Annotated in this window: 3 protein-coding genes; 2 read left to right on the top strand and 1 reads right to left on the bottom strand. The window is 62.8% G+C overall.

Annotated elements, in window-relative coordinates; genetic code table 11:
- On the top strand, positions 1-228 hold a 228-nt coding region (locus tag ACEW8G_RS16355; RefSeq protein ID WP_373489455.1), incomplete at its 5' end, for a hypothetical protein.
- A gap of 317 nt (positions 229-545) precedes the next feature.
- On the opposite strand, the gene ACEW8G_RS16350 is transcribed toward ACEW8G_RS16355, so the two are convergent.
- Positions 546-1,547 (bottom strand): hypothetical protein, encoded by a 1,002-nt coding sequence (locus ACEW8G_RS16350; protein WP_373489454.1) that lies wholly within the window; start codon positions 1,545-1,547, stop codon positions 546-548.
- Positions 1,548-1,832: 285 nt separating this feature from the next.
- On the opposite strand from ACEW8G_RS16350, the gene ACEW8G_RS16345 reads away from it, so the two are divergent.
- Positions 1,833-2,909, top strand: a 1,077-nt coding sequence (locus ACEW8G_RS16345; RefSeq protein ID WP_373489453.1) for an MBL fold metallo-hydrolase, incomplete at its 3' end; no start/stop codon positions are given.

The raw sequence follows: 2,909 nt of genomic DNA, 5'->3' as shown, positions 1-2,909 counted from the left end.
CAAACCCCCGGCGGCTTCAACCCCGCGCCGCAGCGGGTGGCAGAGGCGCGATCCAGCGCGATCAGCCTGGGCAATGCCGGGCGCAGCGATGTGTCGGTCGGCACCCGCGTCTTCCACCAGAAATTCGGCTACGGACTGGTGGCGGAGAAAGAAGGCAACAAGCTGGAGATCGACTTCGAAAGCGCAGGCCGCAAGCGGGTGATCGACAGCTTTGTGACCCTGGGGTGACCGGATCGCTGTTTTCGGGCGAACGCCGGAATCCAGGGTGATGTTGCGCGAACTAACGCCTGCGCCCTGGCTTGCGCCGGGCGAGCAGCCTGGAAACAATCGTGGCGCTTGGAGCGGATGACATAAGATTGAGCCGTCGTGACTGAGCCGATTTTGGCCGAGTGCAACAAAAGAGGAGGGAGTTATGCTTGACGCATAGTGTCCGGCGATTGACGCAGCAATCGGCCAAAAGGGGCTCGCCGCTCAGTTTATCTTGAGCACCTGCAAGGCAGTCGAGGGGCGGTTGTCACGGAGGGTCAATCTTATGTCATCCCGCTCTAACTGCTCATCGCTCCGGTCAATTGCGCGAAGGTTTCGCGCGACACGCCTTCTACACCCTCACGCCAGCGGGCCGGATCAGCCGTCATCGTGTATTTGCGCGACTTGTTGGTGCCGACGCCGCCCAGAAAACCGATGACATTGGCCACCGTTTCCACTGTCTTGGCGGTGCCTCCGGTCGAATCGGCGAAGGTGCCGTAGTCGCCCCCCATCGCCACCGGTTCCTTCAGCACCACCGACCCGACCTTGCCGCCCGGCGCAAACACGGTCAGCTGAGTCACATCGGGGAATGCAGCGAGGCTCGACTTTATCTTGACCGACGAGGTGTTGCGAAACGCGCCGCCATAGCTGTCGGCATCGGCAAAATCGACCAGCAGCAACGCATTGACCACCGAGGTACCCGATGCCTTGGCGTATTGCTTGGCTGCCATGCTGGCATTGACCACGCTGGAATTGAAGTTGAACCCGCCGGGCGGCAGGATGCCCAGCCATTCCTGAAACAGGATCGGCCCGCCCAGCGTTGCCGGGCTGAACAGCCGCGCCTGCGCCCGGTCATCGCGACCGGTGACCAGCTTGCGCTCCTCACCGTTTTCGAAGGGCTTGACCTTGGTGCCGAACGCATCGAGCAGACCCTGCCGGTCGCCAACCGTGATGCCCATTGTCGTCAGCCGCTCAAGGAACACTGCATAGGCCGTATCGGTGGCAGCGATGAAATCCGCGTCAGCAACGCCTTCAAGATAGCTCTTGGCGGTCGATCTGCCACCAAAGCCCGATCCCATGATGCCGGCTCCCGCCTTCGCCCGGTCGGTCCTCTCGGTCAAGAAGCCGACGCTGAACGATCCGATTACCGCCTGGCGGATGCCGGTCAGCGCGACCGGGTTCTTGGCAGCAATCGGTGACTTGGCCTTTTTCGCCAGAGCTGCCAACGGTGCAGGCGCAAAAGCGACCAAAGCAGCGGCGCTGGCCGATGCGATGAGCAGGCTGCGGCGGTCAGTGTCCATGATCGATGTCCCCGTGCGTGATTGCGACGATCCCGACAGGCTTTTGACCTGCCGGGATCGCCTTTTCATTCTGTTGCCCCCCGCCAGCAGGGTCGCGGTTTGCTGATGTATGGCAGCAGCAGAACGAAAGCTGTAATGGCTACAGCAGCGACGATAGCGCCGATCGCGCCGACCCATACCCCGATTGGGGGGATCGCGTCATATGAGCGGGCGCATGTTCCCGCTGACAATCATCCGCTGTTGTGGCAGAACACCTGCCAAAAGAAGTGACGGGGGAGGATAGGCATGAAACGGCGACTGATCGGCGCAGCGGTGGCGTTGACGCTTGGCACCACAACAGCAGCGCAGGCACAGCTCACCGAGGCGGAGCGCGCAGCGGTGCTGGCGAAACTGCCCGCAGATGATGGCAGCGACATGGCCGATGCCACGCGCGGCAAGATCGCCGAGATTCCCGGCGGGCTGATCCGCACCGCCGATGGCCGCACGGTGTGGGATGCCGGTGCGTTCGCGTTTCTCGACGCCGAAACTGCACCCGCCAGCGTTCACCCGGCACTGTGGCGACAGGCGCGGCTCAACCGCATCCACGGCTTGTTCGAAATCGTGCCGGGCCAGCTGTGGCAGGTGCGCGGTTATGATCTGGCTGTAATGACGATCATCCGTGGCAAGACCGGCTGGATCATCATCGATCCACTGCTCACCGAGGAAGCCGCCGCTGCCGCGCTGGCGCTGGCCGAGGGCACAATTGGCAAACGCCCGATCTCTGCCGTGGTGTTCAGCCATAGCCATGCCGACCATTTCGGCGGCGTTGGCGGCATCATCAGCGCCGATGATTTCGCCCGGCGCAAGGTGGCGATTGTCGCCCCGCATGGCTTTGCCGAAGAGGCAGTGAGCGAGAACGTGCTGGCGGGAAATGCTATGACCCGCCGGTCGAGCTATATGTTCGGCACCGATCTTGCCCCCGGTGTGCAAGGCCGGGTCGACAATGGGCTGGGCACCGGCCTGTCAATCGGCACCACCGGCTATCTTGCCCCCAACATGCTGATCGGGCCCGAGGGCGGCCTCAAGACCATCGACGGGGTGCGGTTCGACTTTATAGACGCTGCGGGCACCGAAGCCCCGGCCGAATTCCTGTTTTACCTGCCTGACCTGAAAGTGCTGCACACCACCGAGGTTGCGGTGAAGACGATGCACAATATCCTCACCCTGCGCGGTGCGCAGGTGCGCGATGCGTTGCGCTGGTCAAAGATCATCGATGCGGCGCTGGTCAAATGGGGTGACAAGACCGAGGTGCAGATCGCATCGCACAACTGGCCCACCTGGGGGCAGACGCGCGTGGCCGCGTATCTTGAGAGCCAGCGAAAT

The organism is Blastomonas sp. (assembly GCF_041747255.1).
GTDB lineage: Bacteria > Pseudomonadota > Alphaproteobacteria > Sphingomonadales > Sphingomonadaceae > Blastomonas.
The sequence above is the reverse complement of the archived record's forward strand: the minus strand, read 5'-3'. Positions and strand labels throughout refer to the sequence as shown.